Source organism: Desulfobacter sp. (assembly GCF_050177295.1).
The window spans coordinates 1-20,747 of sequence record NZ_JBFXHE010000001.1 but is presented as its reverse complement, the minus strand read 5'-3'; the positions used below and the strand labels follow the sequence as shown (position 1 = coordinate 20,747).

General features: G+C 47.6%; 19 protein-coding genes and 2 pseudogenes. 12 read left to right on the top strand and 9 right to left on the bottom strand.

The features are described 5' to 3' along the window. Nucleotides 1-7 precede the first annotated feature (7 nt). The gene (lpxC, locus tag AB7U36_RS00105; protein ID WP_428157764.1) at nt 8-877 is read right to left on the bottom strand and encodes a UDP-3-O-acyl-N-acetylglucosamine deacetylase; all 870 of its coding nucleotides are present in this window, start codon (nt 875-877) and stop codon (nt 8-10) included. A 171-nt stretch (nt 878-1,048) separates the two neighbouring features. Here lpxC and AB7U36_RS00100 point away from each other — a divergent pair, with 171 nt between their 5' ends. Then, nucleotides 1,049-2,596: a YifB family Mg chelatase-like AAA ATPase gene (locus tag AB7U36_RS00100; RefSeq protein WP_428157763.1), complete on the top strand. Its 1,548-nt coding sequence runs from the start codon at nt 1,049-1,051 to the stop codon at nt 2,594-2,596. Nucleotides 2,597-2,696: 100 nt separating this feature from the next. Here the strand turns inward: AB7U36_RS00100 and AB7U36_RS00095 are convergent. Then, nucleotides 2,697-3,095 (bottom strand): annotated as a pseudogene (locus AB7U36_RS00095) (IS4 family transposase); the annotation flags it as partial. Nucleotides 3,096-3,753: 658 nt separating this feature from the next. Between AB7U36_RS00095 and AB7U36_RS00090 the strand changes: the two are divergent. Then, a complete protein-coding gene (locus tag AB7U36_RS00090) occupies nt 3,754-4,596 on the top strand; it encodes a hypothetical protein (protein ID WP_428157762.1) in 843 nt (280 codons plus the stop codon). Nucleotides 4,597-4,802: 206 nt separating this feature from the next. Here the strand turns inward: AB7U36_RS00090 and AB7U36_RS00085 are convergent, their stop codons facing one another. The 3 genes from AB7U36_RS00085 to AB7U36_RS00075 form a co-directional block, all read right to left on the bottom strand. After that, the gene (locus AB7U36_RS00085) at nt 4,803-5,495 is read right to left on the bottom strand and encodes a tetratricopeptide repeat protein (protein ID WP_428157761.1); all 693 of its coding nucleotides are present in this window, start codon (nt 5,493-5,495) and stop codon (nt 4,803-4,805) included. A 70-nt stretch (nt 5,496-5,565) separates the two neighbouring features. Further along, nucleotides 5,566-6,021 carry an SH3 domain-containing protein gene (locus tag AB7U36_RS00080; RefSeq protein WP_428157760.1) on the bottom strand — a complete coding sequence of 152 codons (456 nt, stop codon included), beginning with the start codon at nt 6,019-6,021 and terminating at the stop codon, nt 5,566-5,568. Nucleotides 6,022-6,134: 113 nt separating this feature from the next. Continuing rightward, nucleotides 6,135-7,106, bottom strand: coding sequence for a FeoA domain-containing protein (locus AB7U36_RS00075; RefSeq protein WP_428157759.1), 972 nt, complete (start codon nt 7,104-7,106; stop codon nt 6,135-6,137). Between the two features lie 1,181 nt (nt 7,107-8,287). On the opposite strand from AB7U36_RS00075, the pseudogene AB7U36_RS00070 reads away from it, so the two are divergent. The 8 genes and pseudogenes from AB7U36_RS00070 to AB7U36_RS00035 all read left to right on the top strand — a co-directional run. Beyond that, nucleotides 8,288-8,383, top strand: a pseudogene (locus tag AB7U36_RS00070) (sigma 54-interacting transcriptional regulator); the annotation flags it as partial. Nucleotides 8,384-8,498: 115 nt separating this feature from the next. Next, the gene (locus tag AB7U36_RS00065) at nt 8,499-10,028 is read left to right on the top strand and encodes a sigma-54 interaction domain-containing protein (RefSeq protein WP_428157758.1); all 1,530 of its coding nucleotides are present in this window, start codon (nt 8,499-8,501) and stop codon (nt 10,026-10,028) included. Nucleotides 10,029-10,251: 223 nt separating this feature from the next. Beyond that, nucleotides 10,252-11,283, top strand: a complete 1,032-nt coding sequence (locus AB7U36_RS00060) for a hypothetical protein (protein ID WP_428157757.1) — start codon at nt 10,252-10,254, stop codon at nt 11,281-11,283. 477 nt (nt 11,284-11,760) lie between these two features. Next, nucleotides 11,761-11,973, top strand: a complete 213-nt coding sequence (locus AB7U36_RS00055) for a 4Fe-4S dicluster domain-containing protein (RefSeq protein WP_428157756.1) — start codon at nt 11,761-11,763, stop codon at nt 11,971-11,973. Between the two features lie 3 nt (nt 11,974-11,976). Continuing rightward, nucleotides 11,977-13,128 carry a 2-oxoacid:acceptor oxidoreductase subunit alpha gene (locus AB7U36_RS00050; protein WP_428157755.1) on the top strand — a complete coding sequence of 384 codons (1,152 nt, stop codon included), beginning with the start codon at nt 11,977-11,979 and terminating at the stop codon, nt 13,126-13,128. Between the two features lies 1 nt (nt 13,129). Further along, on the top strand, nt 13,130-13,945 hold the full coding sequence (locus AB7U36_RS00045; protein WP_428157754.1) for a 2-oxoacid:ferredoxin oxidoreductase subunit beta: 816 nt from the start codon (nt 13,130-13,132) through the stop codon (nt 13,943-13,945). A 5-nt stretch (nt 13,946-13,950) separates the two neighbouring features. Beyond that, entirely contained in the window at nt 13,951-14,490 is a 540-nt protein-coding gene (locus tag AB7U36_RS00040) for a 2-oxoacid:acceptor oxidoreductase family protein (protein ID WP_428157753.1), read from the top strand. 71 nt (nt 14,491-14,561) lie between these two features. Then, nucleotides 14,562-15,497 (top strand): hypothetical protein, encoded by a 936-nt coding sequence (locus AB7U36_RS00035; protein ID WP_428157752.1) that lies wholly within the window; start codon nt 14,562-14,564, stop codon nt 15,495-15,497. Here the strand turns inward: AB7U36_RS00035 and panC are convergent. After that, entirely contained in the window at nt 15,481-16,329 is an 849-nt protein-coding gene (panC, locus tag AB7U36_RS00030) for a pantoate--beta-alanine ligase (protein ID WP_428157751.1), read from the bottom strand. The genes AB7U36_RS00035 and panC overlap by 17 nt on opposite strands. Beyond that, nucleotides 16,329-18,080, bottom strand: a complete 1,752-nt coding sequence (locus tag AB7U36_RS00025) for a hybrid sensor histidine kinase/response regulator (RefSeq protein WP_428157750.1) — start codon at nt 18,078-18,080, stop codon at nt 16,329-16,331. Before AB7U36_RS00025 ends, panC begins: the two co-directional genes overlap by 1 nt. Nucleotides 18,081-18,183: 103 nt before the next feature. Between AB7U36_RS00025 and AB7U36_RS00020 the strand changes: the two genes are divergently transcribed. Beyond that, nucleotides 18,184-18,333 carry a hypothetical protein gene (locus tag AB7U36_RS00020; protein ID WP_428157749.1) on the top strand — a complete coding sequence of 50 codons (150 nt, stop codon included), beginning with the start codon at nt 18,184-18,186 and terminating at the stop codon, nt 18,331-18,333. A 112-nt stretch (nt 18,334-18,445) separates the two neighbouring features. Further along, nucleotides 18,446-19,531 (top strand): GGDEF domain-containing protein, encoded by a 1,086-nt coding sequence (locus tag AB7U36_RS00015; protein ID WP_428157748.1) that lies wholly within the window; start codon nt 18,446-18,448, stop codon nt 19,529-19,531. 3 nt (nt 19,532-19,534) lie between these two features. Here AB7U36_RS00015 and AB7U36_RS00010 read toward each other — a convergent pair whose 3' ends face one another. Both AB7U36_RS00010 and AB7U36_RS00005 read right to left on the bottom strand, forming a co-directional pair. Then, on the bottom strand, nt 19,535-20,161 hold the full coding sequence (locus AB7U36_RS00010) for a thermonuclease family protein (RefSeq protein WP_428157747.1): 627 nt from the start codon (nt 20,159-20,161) through the stop codon (nt 19,535-19,537). An 8-nt stretch (nt 20,162-20,169) separates the two neighbouring features. Continuing rightward, nucleotides 20,170-20,747: 50S ribosomal protein L11 methyltransferase (locus AB7U36_RS00005; protein WP_428157746.1), on the bottom strand; the 578-nt coding region annotated here is incomplete at its 5' end.

Below are 20,747 nucleotides of genomic sequence, written 5' to 3'. Positions count from 1 at the left end.
GTTTTAATCAGCGCTTTGCAGGGCCTGTTTCCCAAGCCTGTTTTTTATCAAGGAATTTTTTTATAAACAAGTGGTTCAGGTGATGCCCGGATTTATGGGTGATGATATGCCCTTGAATAGGCATTCCCAGAAGGGAAAAATCCCCAAGGCAGTCCAGCAGCTTGTGCCGGACAAATTCATCCGGATACCGCAGCCCCGCCGTATTCAAAATTTTATCATGATCAATCACAATGGCATTATCAAGGCTTCCGCCCCTGCCAAGGCTGAATTTTTTCAACAGTTCAATATCTTTCACAAACCCAAAGGTCCGGGCCCCGCAAATCTCCTGCTCAAAGTCATTTTCTGCCCGGTCATAGACAATTTTCTGCAGGCCGATAAGCGGATGGTTGAAATCAATGGTACAGGAAATTCTGAAACAGGATTCCGGTTCCACCCGGACCCATTTGTCTCCCTGGGTAATTTCTATGGGTTCGTTCACGATAAAAAGGTGCCTGGGCTTCTCTTGCTCCACCAGGCCCACGGCGGTTATGGCCCGGGTAAAGTCCCTGGCTGACCCGTCCATGATGGGGATCTCATAATCGTCCACCTCCACCAGGGCATTGTCAATGCCAAGTCCTGCAAAACTTGCCATCAAATGTTCAATGGTGGAAACAATGGCGCCATTGCCTCCGATAACCGTGGCAAGGCTGGTATCCACCACCAGTTTGAAAAGAGCCGGAATATCAGGGGTTCCGGGAAGATCAAGGCGCCGGAATTTAATGCCGTAGTTTTCCTCGGCCGGCCGGATGGTCAGGTTTATCTTTTTACCCGAATGGACACCTGTCCCCGAAAGGTTCACCGTTCCGGCAATGGTTTGCTGATTATAAAAACGGCTCATTGTTTATTCCAAAGTGTCTGACTACTATAAAACGTGGTATATATAGCGGATTTAAAAATACAAATCAAAACAAATGAGAAAAATATTTGGTTTGCAGGTATTTTCTGATAATTTCAATGAATTAAGTTCCATTTTTTTCTTTTGTCTTTATTTTTTAAACCGGAACCTTTTATGATAGCAAAAATGAAGTCCTGCGCAGTAAACGGGTTTGAGGCCATTGTTGTGGATGTTGAAGTGGACATCACACTGGGGTTACCGGTATTCAACATGGTGGGACTAGCTGAGATCGCGGTCCGGGAAAGCCGGGACAGGGTCCGGTCAGCCCTGCAGAATGCCGGATATACCTTTCCCATGGACAGGGTGGTGGTGAACCTTGCGCCTGCGGATTTCAAGAAAGAGGGTACCGGTCTGGACCTTCCCGTGGCTTTGGGAATTCTGTGTGCCCAGGGTTTATTCCAGGCATCTACCGCCGCATCCTGGCTGTTTGCCGGGGAACTGTCCCTGGACGGGCACCTGCGGCCGGTCAAGGCAGCGCTGCCATTTGCCCTGGCCGCCCGGGACAATGGGTTTAAAGGCATTATCCTGCCCAAAGAAAACGGTACGCAAGCGGCGCTTGTTAAAGATATTGAAGTACTGGCCCCGGGTCATATAGCCCAGGTGGTGGATTTTCTGGCAGGAAAGGCAGAACTTTCGCCCCTGGAACCGGACCTGTCCATGCTTCTTGAGACCGGTGAAACAGAACGGGAAAACGATTTCTCCCATGTCCGGGGCCAGGCCCATGTAAAACGGGCCATGGAAGTGGCAGCAGCCGGCCATCATCATATCCTGCTCAACGGTCCGGCGGGATCCGGGAAAAGCCTGATGGCAAAATGCCTGCCCGGTATCATGCCAGAACCGTCCTTTGAAGAGGCCATGGAAATCGCCCGGGTCTATTCGGTGGCCGGGGTGGCCCGGGAACCGGGTCAAACCCTGGGCGCACGGCCTTTCAGGTCCCCCCACCATTCCATTTCCGATGCCGGACTTGTGGGCGGGGGCACCGTGCCCAAGCCAGGGGAAATCACGCTGTCCCATAACGGCGTACTGTTTCTGGATGAGTTGCCGGAATTCAGGCGCAGTGTGCTGGAGGTTCTGCGCCAGCCCATAGAGGAGGGCGTCATCACCCTGGCCCGGGCCAATGCCAAGGCCACCTATCCATGCCGGTTTATGCTGGCAGGTGCCATGAATCCCTGTCCCTGCGGTAATCTCACCAATTCGGACAGGGAATGCACCTGCACCCCGGCAAAAATTGAGCAGTACAAAAACAAAATCTCAGGCCCGCTCATGGACAGGATGGACATCCTTGTGGAGGTTCCCCGGTTGTCTTTTAAAGAAATGACGGCAGACGGGCTTGGTGAGTCTTCCAAATCCATCCGGAAACGGGTGGAAAAGGCCCGGGATATCCAGGCCCTTCGGTTTAAAAAAGCCGGGACAACATGTTTTTCCAATGCAGACATGGGCCCAAAACTTTTGCAACGGTTCTGTCCCCTCAATGCCCAAAGCCGCCGGGTGGTTGAACAGGCCATGAAAGAGTTTAACCTGTCCGGCCGGGCCTATGCCTCCATATTAAAACTTGCCAGGACCATCGCTGATCTGGCAGACGCACCCGATATACGCAAACCCCATGTTCTTGAGGCGATTCAGTACAAACGCCTGGACCAGGCGCGGGATAATTTTAGCTGATGCGGTTCCCCACAGGGCAATCGCATTTAGCTTGCCTGCCGTTTAATGTCGATTTCGAATGACTCATAGGAATTATAACTCAACTTTCGGAGGAGTAAATTTACACCCCCAATAATTCCTCAGGCTCACTTGAAAAGCCGAAATACTTGAGAGCTTGCCCCATTACCTGATCAAGCATCATCTGAAGCATACATTCAGTGAAATCAAATAGTTGTCTAATATTTGCCAAAGCTAAACGCATGATCCGTTCCAAAGAAACCATAAAAGACAAATTGGCCATTTCGTCGTTACAGGCCCTGAAGAGTTCTCCGAATGATCTCTGATCTATACATTGCCGCTGATAAAGGCTGAGAATATTATACCTGGCAATAACCAGGGATGTATGGGCCACAAGGCCATCGTAATTTCGAATTTGTATTTCTTTCACTAATTTTAAGTGCTGTTTGCACATTTTGAAAAAAACCTCAATATCCCAGCGTTTGCCATATAAAGAGGTAATTTAATAAACCAATATGCCTTAGATTAGGGCTGTTTTCAACCCACCGATTTTATTTTCAACCCAGTAGTTTTCCAGAAAGCATACCAGAATTGCATTTTACAGCCCCTTTATATGAAACACCCTATTTAAAAAAGACAATACAATCCCTTTAGGCTCTGAGTAATTTTTCAGAAGCCCACTGAAATCTAAACAAATTATAGGCAGTGTCAGACACGCCTCCTTGTTAAAGATTAACCGGAAACGAACAATGTTACATGTAGCAAGTAGCCTATCAGCCTCTGATATAAAAGTTTTATATACGTGGTCTCTCTTTGGGGGAGCCGACAGTTAGTTGTGCAACAGGCTGATCGGTCATGTTCTTATCGCGCTCTATGGCTTCATTTGTTAATTCGACCTCTTTTGGCTACTAATCTCAAAGCTTATAGCTTTTCAGTTACCTGTTAGCAAGTGTTTCATGCTTTCTTTCAAATTGCATACGATTACGCAGTTCAAGCGTCACTTCTGTCCTAATTTTTCTTCTGGACAAATTTTACTTATTAACTTTTGACCTATTGTCAACATAAGTACTCCACATGCCTTTTGAGGTCGCTTATATTAAATATCCTCTATTCGGGAGACATTCGGTGAAGCTCATCTGTCTCTTAAAAAATTGCTGGGAGTGAATATCAGCACGAATCGAAAGGTACGAACGCCTGAAGAAGTCGCGGAGAACCTGCTTTATCCGGAGAAATCCCGACAAAACCGGCTTGAAAATAAGGCGTCCCCGTCCGTTCGAGCCCAGAACATCCGTAGAATGGCAAGTCTCGAACGTCCCAAACAAGAAGTGGCGGAAGAAATTATTCGGGATGCCCGAACCAGGGATTCCGATTATCAACGGCCATGGGGAGTCGTAATGGATGGCGCCCTGCATTTGTGGACATTGGTTGTGCCCCTTCTCCAAGGTATCGATTATACGGGTATTCTGGATATCATTCATGTAGTGGAATATTTGTGGGATGCGGCAAGTGCATTATATGATGAAAAAGATTCCACCAGAAAGAAGTGGGTTCATGATTGTCTTCTGTCTATTCTACACGGTCGGGTAGGTCACGTCATTGGTGGCTTGAAGCAATCACTGAAAAAGCGCAAATTAAACAAAAAAAAGCGTGAAACTATCGAAAAAGCTATCCTTTATTTTGAAAATCATCACAAATGGATGCGTTACGATGAATATCTGCAGGCGGGATACCCGATCGGAAGCGGTGTTGTGGAATCATCCTGCGGGCATACCGTCAAAGATCGAATGGAGGGTTCAGGGCGTCGCTGGTCCATTAAAGGCGCGGAATCTACTCTTTTGCTGAAATCGGTATACACGAGCAATCACTGGGATGATTATTGGCAGTCACATATGACACTGCAAAGGAAACAACTTTACAAAAATATTTTGAATGCATTTAGCGGTGCCGATGACTACTTTTCGAACGATTCTGAAGAAGCCGTGCAGTTTCAACGAACAGGGTAAAAGTTAAAAAGGTTACACTCTTTTGAAAAACCGCGTGAAATAATCGTACAATTGATTAAGGATCTTCATGCTCTTTTCATGGCTGCACAGAACCCATTAGGCCCGGCCGTAAATTCAAACGGAAACATAAGATCAACAAGCGGGAGCACTACATGAATTGTAAGCCTTGTCGTTAACTTTATGACATTGAGTTCGTATTTGACTTATTATTGGATCCGGGTCTGGGCAATGGCCTTATACATGGAAGTATCCTGGCTTTCGGCAATTTTTTCATACATCAGGCGGCTGGCATCCGCATCATTGAGCTTTTCATAAATCAGGGCCAGGGCAAACCGGGCATCATCCTTTAAAAGGTTTGATGGGCCCTCTTCCACACGCAAATAATAAGATTTCCCCTGTTCCGGATCATTTCTCAATTCACAGATGGTTCCCATGGTGCAAAGTAAAAAGTTTTTCACGCCGGCCTTATCCCCCACACTTGACAGTGCCCGGGCATACAGATCAAATGCTTGATCATACTCCTTGGCCTCAAAACATATTTTCCCGAAATTGATCAGTGCCATGCGCCCGGCACTGGTATTTGGATATTCACCAAGAAGGGTTTGAAAATCATCCTTAACCGCATCATATCCTTTCCGGGCATCCCGGTCTTGGGAATATTGTTCCTCATATTTCTCATAGGCTTTGGCAGCTAGTTCAGACGCCTTGATTTCAGACTGTTTAAAACTGAACAGAATCGCAGAAAACACAACCACCATCCCAACCAAAGCACCGGCTGAGATCATCAATAGTTTTTTATGGGCTAAGACCCATTCAACGGATCTGCTGATACTTTCCTGGAACGGATCCATCTGGGCCAGTTCTCTTTTCCGCTCATTTGATACGCCTTGATTCGTCATGGAATTTTACCTATAAAATTAGTTTATTATCTTACAAATACAGGTTCCCGTTCAAGCACTATATAGGCTGCTACCACACCAAATTTTTAATAATCCAGCCCACTTCCCCATCAGCATGCTCAATGTTAATCCAGTCCCCTTTACGACCGAGCACTTTGAAAGGGACACCTTTCTCCACTCTGAGTACAATGTCACTTGATGTATCCGGTTTTGAGCGGACATTACATTTTGATTTCATGGAAATGACCGTATCCGTTTTTTCCAGCATGGTGTTATGAACCCAGGCCGTATCCCCTTCAAAGTCCTTAACCTCGTACCAGTCATCTTTTTTATTGATCACAAGAAAAGGGTGATATCGTTCCACCTGCCACAGCACCTTATATTTGGTTCCTGCACCGTTTCTTAAATTAGCAACGGAGGATTTTACCGATAGCCGTTCCGAGGCCAAAGCAATGCCGGCACCAAGGGAAATAAAAAGACAACAAACTGAAATTATTAAAATATTTTTACTTTTTACACGATCCATAAATATCTCCGGTTGAATCCTGTTTCAATCACGTCGTACCCGGTATATCAGAAAATCACCTTTGCATGCAAGATATTGTGACAGACCACCCCTGCTTTGGTGCCTGAAAACATTTACAGCGTGATTTTTTCCACAAAAATTTTCGACGCATCCTTTTCTGACAGAAAAAGATGGTGCCCCTGCACCATGACCTCTAGGGAATCTGATGACGGACTGTTATTGATTACCCGAACAAGAACGCCCTGAAGAAACCCCATCTTTCCCAGCCGCCGCCGTGAAAAATGTCCGCCGTTCACCCGGGCAATACTCCCCTGTTTTCCCGATGCCATCCGGATAAGCGGCAGGGACTCACTGAGAAACGGCAGGCATTCCCCCCCTGCCCCGTCATTGAAGGCCCTCCCGGGTCTTTTTTCGGGACGAACCCAGATTTTTGCAGCCATGCCCGCACACAGAATCAGCCGGTTGCAATCCGATGCAATGACAATCTGCCCCCCCATGGCACTGGAAATGATTTCAACAAAGATACCCGTCCGAAGCCCCATGGATGCAAACCGCATCTGCATGTTCCTGCCGGCAGCCACATTGACAATCTCAACCTTTTCTCCGATTCTGGCCCTGGACAAGGGTATCAGATCGTCCCGTTCAGCCATGCACTGCCCGCAAAGGCCATAAATCTCCATTTTATGCTGGAGCATAAAAAAACCATATTCGGCAGCCAGTTTGTCCTGAAGGCTTTCTAGCGCATCATCATTGAACTCAATAATTGCACCGCATTTGGTGCAGACCATATGATCATGATGCACCCCGAGATGGCGGTGTTCGTATAGAATGGTTTCATCCCGGTCAAACACCACCTGACTGGCAAACCCGAACCGGCACAGCTGCGCCATGCACTGCCGCAGAAATTCATCATCCACACCCAGGCCATCCTGCCTGACCTGATCGGCAATCTGGGCCAGACTTACATGGCTTTCCAATTTTAAAAAGGATTCCAGTATCTGAAACCGCTCCTCAAAGCGGTCAAGTCCCCGCTGGCCAAAAAGGCGGCGGAACTGCTCTTTTTCCTGCTGATGCCTGTCCGGCATATTTTTCAACTCCTCTTTAAACAGCCATGGTCTATCCCGGGACTATACCCGGATTAAGCCTTGCAGCCAAAAATGAAAGGAATCTTAAATCTTTCATAAAGAGCATATAAATAATATAGGTCCAATACCTTGTCAATATAGCCAGTTACCCCCCAATCCACCACCTATTTTTCTGAACACCTGTCCAAGGACAATTTCGGGAAATTTTTTCTCGGAGTGCGACTATTTATGTCAGAGAAACGACGTTTTGGGTAACGTTAACCTCTCTTGCGGGACAATTATTCGTCTTAATTTAAGAAGTGAGCACGAAATAAAGTATAATGGACCCCGAAATCTGAACCGGTTGCTAAGAGACACTTGACGTGCTAAAAGCCCGGTTCGATTTTCACCAGACAAAGGAGGTCCATGAGAAAGAATTACAGCGGAAAGTTCAAAGCAAAAGTTGCGACACACAAAATTTGATAGAGGATTTATACAAACAGATCGGTCAGCTCACAGTTGAAAACGACTGGCTAAAAAAAGGTTGAGAGAATCGGTAGCTGACAGAAGGCTCTTGGTTGATAAACAACATCCTGAGATCAGCATAACCAGGCAGTGTGGGCTACTGGAAATTTCAAAGGGAGGCCTGTATTACAAGCCGCTATAGATTCGTATACTCTTATCCTGATGGATCTGCTGGATGAACAGCACACCAGGACCCCTTTTTACGGGAGTAGGCGGCTGACCGCTCAAGCAAAAAGTCGAAGAGGCTCTTTCACATTTTGCTTATCGACAAAAGGAGATTCTTGGACTTTTTGGGCATTGTGAAGAATTAAAAGCTGCCTGATTTTTCAAGGAGTTATGTTAGCAAATTATTTATCTGGAAAACTATATAATCCCCGCACCCAGAAGCTGTCAATGGTCGCTGCCCAGTATTCCCCCATTTCATCCACAGATCGTCAATCATTCCCCCTTCCATGGAGGCGGTTCAATTCATTGATCCGGGAAGGCAAAAAGTGGTAAGGCGCTATAATCATCCCGGGGAACATATTGTGGCCCGTTATGTCTGGGAGGGCATGGGTGAAAAAGATATGTCTGAAATGGTGCTCAGTCTCAAAATTAACAAAACATGGATCGGTGCCGTCAGTGTGATGGTCAAAGGATTTGACCGGTACTCCCGGGAACACGAACGTATGCTGGCCCTGCTTCTTGGGGAGACCGGTGTGGGTAAGGAAGTTATTGCCAATGCCATCCACTTTTCATCGCCTAGGGCCAAAGGCCCATTGATCAAAGTCAATATTCACCTTGCTTAATCAACCCGTCCAATATATTGATGAATTTAAGACCATGATGGTCAAAAAACATTGAATATAAATTGCCAACCTGAAAAAACGACTATAGAGACGGCTTGTTATGAATCAAAAAGAATTTGATCTGCTGCTTGATGCGGCAAAAATGATTTGCGGTCATCTGGAAAAAACAGCCCTTGTTTCAGGATGCCGGCGGTTCTTACGACAATATATGCCGGTGGATGCCATTTCCTTAGGTTTTATAAGCCTTGGAAATGAAACAATTCTTCAAATGAACGACATCATTGCGCCGGATCAGGCCCCGCTGACACGTGGCGTTTGTCTGGGCAAAAAGAGTATAAAAACCGTTTTTTCCCTTGACGATGCCTCTCCGGCGATTATCAGGTCCGGGCCGGATGGAAATGATCCTGTAAACGAATTGTTCCTGCGGGCCGCGCTGCAGCCAAAATGCTCGGGGATGGTTATGAAAATTAAGGCGGACAAAGGTAAAACCGGCATTGTCTTTATATTTTCCCAAGCCGGGTATCATTATACGTTTCAGGATGCTGAAATATTTTCTTTGTGCAGCCGACTGCTTGATTTCACCAATCCAGGACCCGGCACAGGGTCTGTCTTTGGCTGCACACCGGTTCCCGAAGAAAAAAAAATATTTTCGGATCTGGATATTATCGGCAAAGATACCGGACTAAAGCCTGTCATGGCGCGGGTCCGGCAGGTGGCTGGATTTAACAGCCCTGTGCTGCTGCTCGGCGAAACAGGATCCGGAAAGGAGGTTATTGCCAATGCCATTCATTACGGGTCGCCCCGGGCCGGCTTTCCTTTTGTTAAAGTAAACTGCGGGGCCATCCCCGAAGATCTTGTGGACAGTGAACTGTTCGGGCATGAAAAAGGATCGTTTACCGGTGCCATCTGCCGGAGAAAAGGGAAATTTGAACAGGCCGATACCGGCACCCTGTTCCTTGATGAAGTGGGAGAGCTTCCGCTGCCGGTCCAGGTGCGGCTGCTCAGGGCCATTCAAACCGGCGAGATCTGCCGGGTAGGTTCAGAGCATCCCGTGAACGTTGATATCCGTATTATCTGCGCCACCCACAGAGATCTCAGACAGATGGTGGCCCAAGGGGCATTCCGGGATGATCTCTGGTTCCGGCTGGCTGTTTTTCCCATCCATATTCCGCCTTTACGGCATAGACCCCAGGACATTGAGAGCCTGGTCAGGTATTTTGTGCGTAAAATGGCCGTGGAAATGAACCTTGACCATATCCCGGAAATCAGCCCCAAAGGACTGGCCCGGCTCCAGGGGCAGCTGTGGCCGGGCAATGTGCGTGAGCTAAAAAACCTTGTGGAAAGGACACTTATCCGGCGTGGCAGGGATTTGGGCAGGAAAACAATGCTTGATTTTGATGCCCTGCCCTTAACTGCTGCACCTTTTTCACAGGATCTGACCGCGCAAATTTGTAAGAATCACGGGCTGAAATCCCTTGATCATGTGATGGCCGGTCATATCCGCAGTGTTCTTTGCCATACCCAGGGCCGGATTGAAGGCCCAAAAGGGGCGGCGGCTATTCTTGCGCTCCATCCCAGTACGCTGAGAAGCCGGATGAAAAAGCTGGGAATACCGTCATTTCAAAACTGAAATAAACAGCTTGTCTCCCCAAATACCGTATTTGGCACTTTATCCCTCGAAATTTCGCGGGCCTGATCAGATGAGAGAACGAATCTGTTTAATATCAATATGTTATTTTTTGGCATGTTTATAGCATTTGAATATAAGGGCGTGTCTGGCTGCCATGCACTCCATGAGGAGGATGACAGGACAGACACTAATATTTTTATTTTTTTTTAATAAGGAGGAAAAAATGAAAAAACAAATCGTGGGCCTGCTGTCCGCCATGGTGCTGTTGTGTGCAGGAACAGCCATTGCGTCGGACTGGAATTTTTACGGATCTGCCCGGGTGTCAACCTTCTGGGAAGACAGCGATCTGAAAGACCAGGTCGACTTTAGCGAGGGTTTGCAAGAAAATGCGAGGATCGGGGCCAAGGTAAAGGTCAGCGATGAACTGACCGGCCGTTTTGAATACGGCGCTAAAAATGATAACGCCAACATCCGTCTGCTTTACGGTGCATGGAATTTTGGTGCAGGCACATTAACTGTGGGCCAGGATTACACCCCCATATACCTTCCCTTGTCCAATCAGGTATGGAACGACGACAAGGGCCTGCATGGCTATGGCGACCCCTACCCCGGACGTCGTGCCCAGGTCAAACTGCAGTTTGACGGATTCCAGATTGCTGCAATTAAACCGAATACGAAGTATTACGACGGCACAGATCTTGTTGATAAAAAGATTCAGGTCGTGATCCCCAGAATCGAAGTTTCCTACGGCATCAATATAAGCAACAATGCAACCTTTGATATTGCTGGCGGTTACACAACGTTTGAATACAATGACGACGAAGATATTGATTCCTATATCATCCAGGCCAGAGGCACCTGGGAGGCTGCCGGCTTTAAGCTGGGGCTGGTTGCTTTCTACGGCCAGAACGCCGGCAACCTGATCGAATGCCACACCACCGGAAATGCTGATGGTGAAGGCTATGCCAAAATCGATACCCTAACAGGCCAGGTTGATGATGTGGACAACTATGGCGGAGAAATCGTGGCCGGATACACCTTCAATGATATGTTTGGCGTTGAAGCCGGCTTTGGTTACATGCAGGGCGAATATGATGATGCCGACGAAGACGAAGTCTATGCCTACTACCTGCAGGCGCCCATTACCCTGGCCCCAGGCGTCACCATTACACCGGAAGTCGGTTACATTGACTACAATGAAAGCGGCCAGGATGAGATCACCTACTTTGGCGCCAAATGGCAGATTAACTTCTAAACGTCATATAGCACCAGGACGCGTCTTTTCGGTTTTTTATCCCACCTAATCACCCCGTGGACTTCCCGATTGACGCGCTTGCAAGGCGTACCGGCAACGGCTTGGCGGTACGCCTTTATTTTTTCTATTTTATGCCGCTGGCCGAAACGATGCTTAATGTATAGGTTTTATTAGGACCTAATTAAAAAAAACGAGAAAAAAGTTGTAAACAGGTTTTTTTTTTGATAGAGGAGGATGGTGAATTTTTAACAAACCATGGGTGAAAAAATTTAATGCGGCAATTAGATTTATCCTTAAACCTTATAAAACTTTCGAAACAACTGAGCGCAAGCTTTCCATATTCGGTATGGACACCGGTTGGTTTGAACACCGATTTTGTCCATGGCGATTATGTTTGGAATACATTGACAAGCACATTTAGATCTCTTAACCACATGCCCCAATTTAATCCGGTTTAAAACCGACGATGAGGAAATTATGGCAAAAGGAAAATCCGTCACACACATTATTGACAAGAGCTGGTGCAAGGGGTGCGGCATTTGCGTTCACTTCTGCCCCAAAAAGGTTCTGGAACTGAGCAGCGATGAAAAAGCTGAAGCTGTTCGCCCCGAAGACTGCATTGGATGCAAGCTTTGCGAACTTCGGTGCCCTGATCTGGCAATTCAACTTTTAATCAAGGAGGGGGAATAAATAATGACTAAGAATATCCAATTTATTCCAGGAAGCGATGCTTGCATTGAAGGCGCCCTGTATGCCGGGTGTGATTTTTTTGCAGGTTATCCTATCACTCCGTCTTCAGAAGTTGCAGAGGGTATGTCTGCTGCACTTCCCAAAAGAGGTGGCAAATTTATCCAGATGGAAGACGAAATCGCTTCCATGGCCTGTATCATCGGCGCATGCCTTTCTGGAAAAAAAGTTATGACCGCAACTTCCGGCCCGGGATTTTCCCTGAAGCAGGAAGGTATCGGATACGCCTGTATGGCCGAACTCCCCTGTGTTGTCGTTAACGTACAGAGAGGCGGGCCATCCACAGGCAACCCCACCCATGTAAGCCAGGGCGACACCATGCAGGCCAGATGGGGTACCCATGGTGACCACAGCATCATTGCCATGACAGCTTCAAACCTCCAGGATTTATTTACAACAACGGTTGAAGCGTTTAATTTCTCTGAAACATACCGGACGCCTGTTATTCTCATGTTTGACGAGGCTACCCAGCACTTGAGAGAAAAAGTGGTCATTCCCGAACCCGGCGAGATCAAAGTTGTCGACAGGCTTAGAACCACAATTCCCGTAGGGGAAAAATACTATCCCTATCTTACCGATGCAAACGGCAAGCGCCCCATGTCCGATTTCGGTGCAGGCCATCGCTACAATGTAACCGGTCTTCATCATAACATCTCAGGCTTCCCCGACGTGAGTCCTAAAAATGTCGATGACCTGATCCACCACCTGGTTGAGAAAATTGAGAACAAAGCCACTGAAATTGCCAGGTACAAAGAATACTACATGGATGATGCTGAATATGTCATCGTTGCATACGGCACCACAACAAGATCCGCCATCCAGGCTGCTGAAGACTATCGGAACCAGTTAGGGATCAAGGTCGGCGTTTTTGAACTTCAGACCGTCTGGCCCTTTGCCGACGAGATTGTCAAGGAAAAATGCGCCAATGCCAAGGCTGTTATTGTAGCTGAAATGAATATGGGCCAGATCGTTAGAGAAGTAAGTCGTGTTTTGGCTGCGCCTGGCAAGGTTTTCCTGTCCAACCGGGCGAACAACGAGATCATCAAGCCTTCTGACATCAAAGCAAGCTTGAAAATGATCATTGGAAAGGGGGTATAACATGAGCGAATTTGATATCAAGAAATATATCCGGGCCAACAATTTCCCCCAGATGTGGTGTCCGGGTTGCGGCCACGGTATTGTCATGGGCGCACTGCTCAGGGCAATTGGTGATATAGGCTTAGAAAACGATGATGTTGCCGTTGTTTCAGGTATCGGGTGTTCCTCAAGAATAGCCGGGTATCTGGATTTCAACACCGCTCACACCATGCACGGAAGAGCCCTCCCCACTGCCACAGGCGTTAAACTCGGCAATCCCAACCTCAAGGTTATTGTTCCCTTTGGCGACGGTGATTCCACAGCTATCGGCGGTAACCACTTCATCCATGCCTGCAGAAGAAATATTGATATTACTGCCATCGTCATGAACAACCGGATCTACGGCATGACCGGCGGACAGTATTCACCCATGTCCGGCTGTGGCGTAAAAGCAAGTACCGCCCCTTATGGCGTACCTGACCGTGCATTTGATCTGGTGGAACTGGCTAAAGCCGCAGGTGCTACTTTTGTTGCAAGATCAACCGTTTTCCATGCCAAAGAAGCCCAGGGTTACATCCAAAAGGCCATTGAACACAAAGGCTTTTCAGTGGTAGAAGTTCTGTCCATGTGCCCCACTCAGTTCGGAAGAAAAAACAAGGCTGGCGAGGCTCCCCAGATGATGGAATGGTATAAGGAAGCCACCACACCGATGGGTTCCAAAAAACTGGCAGAAAATCCCGACCTGATTCAACGCGGCATTTTTGTTGATGAAGAAGTACCTGAATACTGCGAAGTTTACCAAACAAACGTCATTGATAAGGTAATGAAGAAAGGATAGGCATAATGAAATCAACAGGAATTGTTTTTACAGCTTCTGGCGGACAAGGGGTCATTACTACGGCCATTATCCTTGCCAGATCAGCTACAATCTTTGAGGGCAAAAACGTTATTCAGTCCCAGAGCTATGGGGCAGCTGCCCGTGGCGGTGCTACCCGTGCCGACATTTTAATTTCAGAAGGCAATCTTTATTACCCCAAGGTTGAAGAGGCTGACGTTCTTGTCGCCCTGATGCAGGAAGGCTATAATAAATATGCCAACTTGATTCGTCCAGGCGGCCTCATGATAGTCGATCCACGGTATGTTAAACCTACCAATATGAATGCCAAGATCGTAGAGTTGCCCATGTATGACACAGTTGTTAAAGAAATCGGAAAACCGATTGTTTACAGTGTCTGCGTACTTGGGGCTCTGATCGGGATGACAGGCATATGTAAAGCCGAATCAGCTATAAGTGTTATTCAGGATGCCATGCCCGCAGCTTTCTTTGACATGAACAAGAAAGCCCTGGAACTTGGAATCACCATGGGAAAAGAGGCTGCTTAAAACCAAATTGACAGATTGAACTTTAAGTTAAGCAACTCGAATAAAGAAAAGGCCGATCCACTAAGTAATGTGTGAGATCGGCCTTTTTTTATGCCATGGTATACGACATGACACAGATGAAAATCCATCAACGGCTGATTTTAGGCGCCTTTGTTTTGAGCATGACACTGTTTCCGGCAAAAGCGTTACCCCAATGTCTTCAACCTCTTGAAACCGGATACATAAACTGGACAACCGGCCTTGTCACAGCCACAGGCCATGCCGCCCCTGAGATCAATGCCGAAGGAAAGGCTATGTCCATGCCGGGGTCTGCCAGGGCCTGCGCCATCCGGAATCTGATCGCCGTTCTCAAGCAGATGAAAATTTCAGGTGATCTGACGGTTGGAGAATACGCATCTACCCATGATGCCATTCTCGCCGGGATTGAGAAGATAGCCCAGGATGCCCGGATTCGCCGTCAACTGTATACCTCTGCCCTGGATGTGGAAGTCCAGGTGGAGGCCCCATTCTATGGCGGGTTTCTTCAACTGGTGCTCCCGGATCATATCCGGCAGATTTCCAAGATCAGCAGCGAACTGAAGCAGGGTCCTGCTGAACCGGTTAAAAATATACCTTCAGCAGCGGTTGGTGCCAGGCCATATACCGGACTGATTGTGGATGCAAGGACATTGAATCTTGAGCCTGTCCTTTATCCCACCATTGTCAGTGAACAGGGCCGGGAAATCTATTCATCTGTTTTTGTAAGCCGGGAATTTGCCGTACAGAACGGCGTCTGCGCCTATCTATGCGACATGGACCAGGCCTTCGCGTCTGACAGGGCCGGGCTAAACCCCCTGGTGGTCAAAGCGTTAAGAAAAACCGGGGACAGAGCCGGTGCCATTGTGATGAGTATGGCAGACGCCAAAACCCTGGACAGGGCGACCGAACGTCATACCTTTTTAAAGGAGTGCCGGGTGATTGTCGTGATGAAGCAGCCGGTGCAAAAAAAGGTCAGGCCGGCTCAATAAGGGCATTGTCAATCAGCCTTGGTTTTCCCACATGCACCGCCAGGGCCACAAGCGTTTCTGCCTGGATGGTTTCCACCGGCTCCAGGGTCATGGGATGGCACAGTTCAATGTAATCAATCCGGGTGTGGTCAAATGAGAGAATAAAGGTCTCCATCTCCCTGACAAGATCCGGCACAGACCGGACACCTTGGGCAACCCTGTGTTTTAAAAGGCTGATGGCCCGGAAAAGGCAGACGGCTGAAGCACGCTGCTCCGGCGTAAGATAGGCATTTCTGGAACTCATGGCCAACCCGTCTTCTTCCCTGATGATCTCCCCGCCGATGATCCGGATATTGAAATCCAGGTCCTTCACCATCTGCCTGATGATGGCAAGCTGCTGGAAGTCTTTTTTCCCGAAAACCGCCACATCGGGCATGACAATGTTGAACAGTTTGGTCACCACCGTGGCCACCCCCCCGAAATGAACAGGGCGGGACCTGCCGCACAGGTACTGGGGAAGGTGGTCCAAAAAGACATGGGTCTGGTAGCCAGGCCCGTACATCTCGCTTTTATCCGGAAGAAAAACCGCTGTCACACCTGCCTGCTGCGCCAGGTCGAGGTCATTCAGGGTCTTGCTGGGATAGGCGTCCAGGTCTTCATTGGGGCCAAACTGGGTGGGATTGACAAAAATGCTTAGGACCAGTTCATCACTTAAAGGCCTGCCTATTTCAAGCAGCGAAACATGTCCTTTGTGGAGGTATCCCATGGTGGGAACGAAACTGATGGTCTTTCCCTGTCTTTTTTTGTCAGCAGACCAGGCCTTCATATCTGCTTTTGTTTTTAAAATATCCATTATCTGTCAAGCTCCTCTTTTACGGCAATTCCCATATCCAATATGGTGTAGGGCTTTTTAATAAAAGCGCCTGCACCCAGAGACAGGGTTTTTAATACATCTTCTGATTCAGAATGTCCATTTGCAATAATGATTTTCTGATCCGGCCGTATTTTCTTGATCAGCCTGTAAGTCTCAAGCCCGGCAATGGACGGGGCCATGACCATGTCTAAAAGTATTAGATCCACAGGCGTCTGCATGATGAAATCAAGGGCACTAACCCCGTTGGCAACGCTGAAAACCTTGTACCCTAATTCTTTAAGGATGGTTTCTGCAATTTCACGCTGGCTTGCCAGGTCATCCACAACCAGAAGGGTTTCCCCTTTTCCTCTGATTTCCTCAATGGCGGCGGGTTGATTTGCCATGGGCAGCTCCGGGCGAAGGGCCGGAAACAGCAGTGTGAACTTTGTACCGTTTTCATCAGACGTTACAAAGATTTTTCCCCGGTGGTTGAGGACCGTATTCTTTACCAGGGTCAGGCCAAGCCCGGTGCCGGTTCTGCCCATCTCCTTCTGGGTGAAAAAGGGCTCAAAAATTTTATTCAGGCAATGTTTAGGTATCCCTTTGCCGGGGTCCAGCATTTTAAGCATCACATATTCGCCAGGGGACAGATTTTTTTCCGTGTGCCCGCCTTTCTCCCTGTCCACATAGTAGTTGGCCGTTGAAAGCACGATTGTTCCGTTGCCGCGGCCTGCCTCTGCCGCAGTTGACCCAAGTGCATGGATCACAAGATTCATAATGCTTTTTTCAATATGTATATAGGAGCCGGATATGGTTAAAAGTTCAGGTTCCAGCTGTATGTCCATCTCCACCTTTCCGTATGCGGCTTTTATTTTTTTAAACTCGGGCCCAGCCATAAACCGCTCAATAATCGTATTGATGTTCAGGACCTGGCACGCCTCTCTGATACCCATGGAAATGGTTAAAAGGTCACTGACCACGGCAGAGGCGTTCTGGCCGGATTCTTTGATAATGGTAAGGCTTTCCCGGATCTTGGGTTCCAGGTTATCGTCGAGAAGAAGTATTTCAGGATAGGTGGCAATACCTGCCAGAATGTTGTTCAGATCATGGGCAACACTGCCGGCAAGAAGGCCCAGGTTCTTTAACTTTTTTGAGCGGTTCAGTTCTTTTTCAAGGGCCTGCAGTTTTTTTTGATCGGATATATCCCGTATGATGCCGTGAAATATATCCTGTCCGGATCCATGGATAGGCGCGGCCAGGATCTGTACAGGCAATGTCGAATTTTCACCGTTGGAAATACGGCACGCCATGGAGAAGGGCTGGTTTTCCCGGATACGGGTATGAAAGCGGTCCCTTGCATCCCCGGGTAAAATGGACGCCAAAGGTTTATTTAGAAGCGCCATGGCGGTGTTACCGGATATATGTTCGGGATCTCCGCAAATGACAGTAAAGTTCAGCCGGGAATCCACGGCCCACATCAAATCCCTTGAATTAGACAATATCAATGCGGTTTCTTTCATAAATGTGTTAATACGCTTAACCCATGAAAGCAGCAGGATAATAAATGCTCCGTTGAGCATGAAGAAAATCAGACAAAGGGGCTTGCCTGTCAGGGCAGGCAAAAAAAGAATCAACAGAGCGAAAAAGATAAACAGAACACCCGAAATCTGCAAGAGTCCGGTAATTTTACGTGCTAATTCCCTGTATCTGGGAAAAATAAAAATCGTGTTATTCTTTTCAGAAGACGGCATTAATCCGGGCCTGTTTCATTCATTGACTTGTAAATAGTTAAAAGTTATCGAAGTTGTAACCTAATAAATAGCTTGAAAAAGCAACAAATGACAAGGAAATATCATGGACATCAAAAGCATTCTGGATATCAATGTAAAATACGTACAGAAAGAATTAGATGTCAGGCCTTTGGCGGCGGTCCGGCAGGACCCTGACGCACAACCCTGCAAAATTTTCCTGGTTGTTAGATGTGAGTTAAGTGGGATTTTTTGATAACATACTGAAATTTAAGTAGATAGTGCTTGTATGAAAAGAGTTGGCATACTTGTTGCTCTGATATCCTTAACATAATTTTAAAAATTAATTTTAAATTAAAGGAAGAGCCATGAGTAAAACCCTTGATAGATTCAGCCATAGGTTATCAGCCGTTTTCGGCCTGGTATTCGGATCTTCTCTGCACAGGGCCCAGGCACAGAACAAACTGGCCCGTCACATTGTGGCTCTGAATGAAAAAACATCCCCTGCAGAAATTATAAATGAAGTGGCGGACTGCTTAAAAGATATCCTCGGATACAGGCTTTTTGCCTTTGTTAACAAAAAAAATGCCGGGGTGGTGGATGTATGGCTGGACCCCAGAATGTATAAAACCTCCATAGAAGATATTATCATAAAGGATTTCCAGATTATGGATACCAAGGATCTGGCTTATCTCAATGACCATGAAGATCAGGAGGCGTGCCTGGAAAAATTCAGTCTGGATTCCCTGGTGCATTACGATCATAAAGAAGAAAATTGTTATTCACGGCTTTACATGATGCCCAGCAGGCCCATCACTTCATTTCATGATGATGTGGTCAGCATTGTGCTTAAGGGGTGTTCTGCGGCCCTTTCAAGGCAGATTAAGATCCAGTGGCTCCAGAATGCCGCAGCCATTGATCCTTTGACCGGCTGCTATAACCGCAGGGCTTTTGAGGTTCAGCTCAAAGGGTGTGCAGCAGGCGCCGGCCGGCGCAAAAAGCCATTATCTGTTTTTATGTTTGATCTGGATCATTTTAAATCTGTGAACGACACTTACGGCCATTTAGGCGGGGATGAGGTGTTAAAGGAAGTCAGCCGGCTGGTCCGCGAGAATATACGCACAGAGGACATCTTTGCCAGGTTCGGTGGTGAGGAGTTTATCGCTATCCTGCCGGAAACCGATAAAACCCGTGCCATTGAACTTGCAGACAGACTCAGACAAAAGATTTCCGCATTAAGCATTCCTTTTAATAATTTTACCATACGGGTTACTGCCAGCTTTGGCGTGGCTCAGTTGGAGGCCGGTACCGATATTGTAAAATTGGTTGAGGATGCTGATTCCATGCTTTACAAGGCAAAACTCAACGGACGCAATACGGTTATGCCTGGACTGATAAAACTGCACAGGGATGAGGTCGCACCATCATTGACCCAGGCAATAAATTCACTTTAAACACTACCTGGGATTTTCTTTCCGCCATGTTTTGGGACTCTTATAAGCCTTCCCCTGTGACCACATACCTGCATTTCTGCGCCTGGCCTCAGCCTCAGCCTTCTTGTAGGGGCCGGGATCAAGACTTTCAGGTAATCTGCCCCGGTAAACTTCGGCAAGACCCTGGCGGACCATGGTCAGATTAATGTTGATGCCCTGGGAAAAAATTTCCGCCAGAATCCGGTTGTACCCGCCGGTGCCGTATTGTTTCAACCGGACTTTTTTACCTTGAATGAGCTGCCTTAAAACTTTTTTTGCTTCCTGGGAATAGGGCTGGCCCTTGTTTTTTGATCCGCCGGTTTCCGGGGCATCAATGGCCACCATGCGGATTCGAAATTCAAGATCCTGTCCCTGAACCTGTACCGTATCCCCGTCAAAAACCTTTGTTACCAGAAAATTGGATGTGTCTGATTTTTTTGGGATGGAACTGACAGATTCCGGTAGTTGTGTTGCCTTTTTCCCCTGGGGAGTACTGACATTGGAAAAATGTCTGACTCCGTTTTCGTCAGTCCACCTGTACACATCACATCTGGCCTGGGAAACGCCCAAAACCAGAAGCACGGGTACAAGAATTTGAATGACAGGGTGCATGCTTTCCCCTATGACTTTTTTGTCAGGGCCAGAGCGCCCCATAATTTTGCTTCCCGTTCCCAGTCTATGGAAAATCCCATGGCCCTGTAATGGGTTTTCAGCTCATCCATTTCCCAGGCCCTGACCCCTGAAAGAATCAGATGTCCGTTGGGTATCAGGATTGAACAAATATCAGGTGCAAGCTGCTTAAGGGTGGGAAACCTTAAATTGGCCATAACAAGGGAAAGCCTTAAATCCTGGGCTGCCATGGTGCCGTGGATGACGTTTACCTTGGTTTCAAGGCCGTTGGCTGCCACATTCCTGCAGGCCTCGCAGACAGCATTGGGGTCTGTTTCCCAGGCCATGCATTGGGACATGCCTGCAAGGCAGGCAGCCATGGCAAGCACCCCTGAACCCGTGCCGATATCTCCTGCTTTTCCGCCTTGGAGGAGATGGCCTGACAGGCCTGTTGAGAAAAAAAGCCTGTCCAGGGCAGCCAGGCAAAGCCGGGTGGTGGGGTGGTGGCCGGTGCCAAAGGAGAGACCCGGGCTTATCCGGATATCTATATCCCCGGGACCGGCAATGCTTGAAATATCAGGGGGCAGAA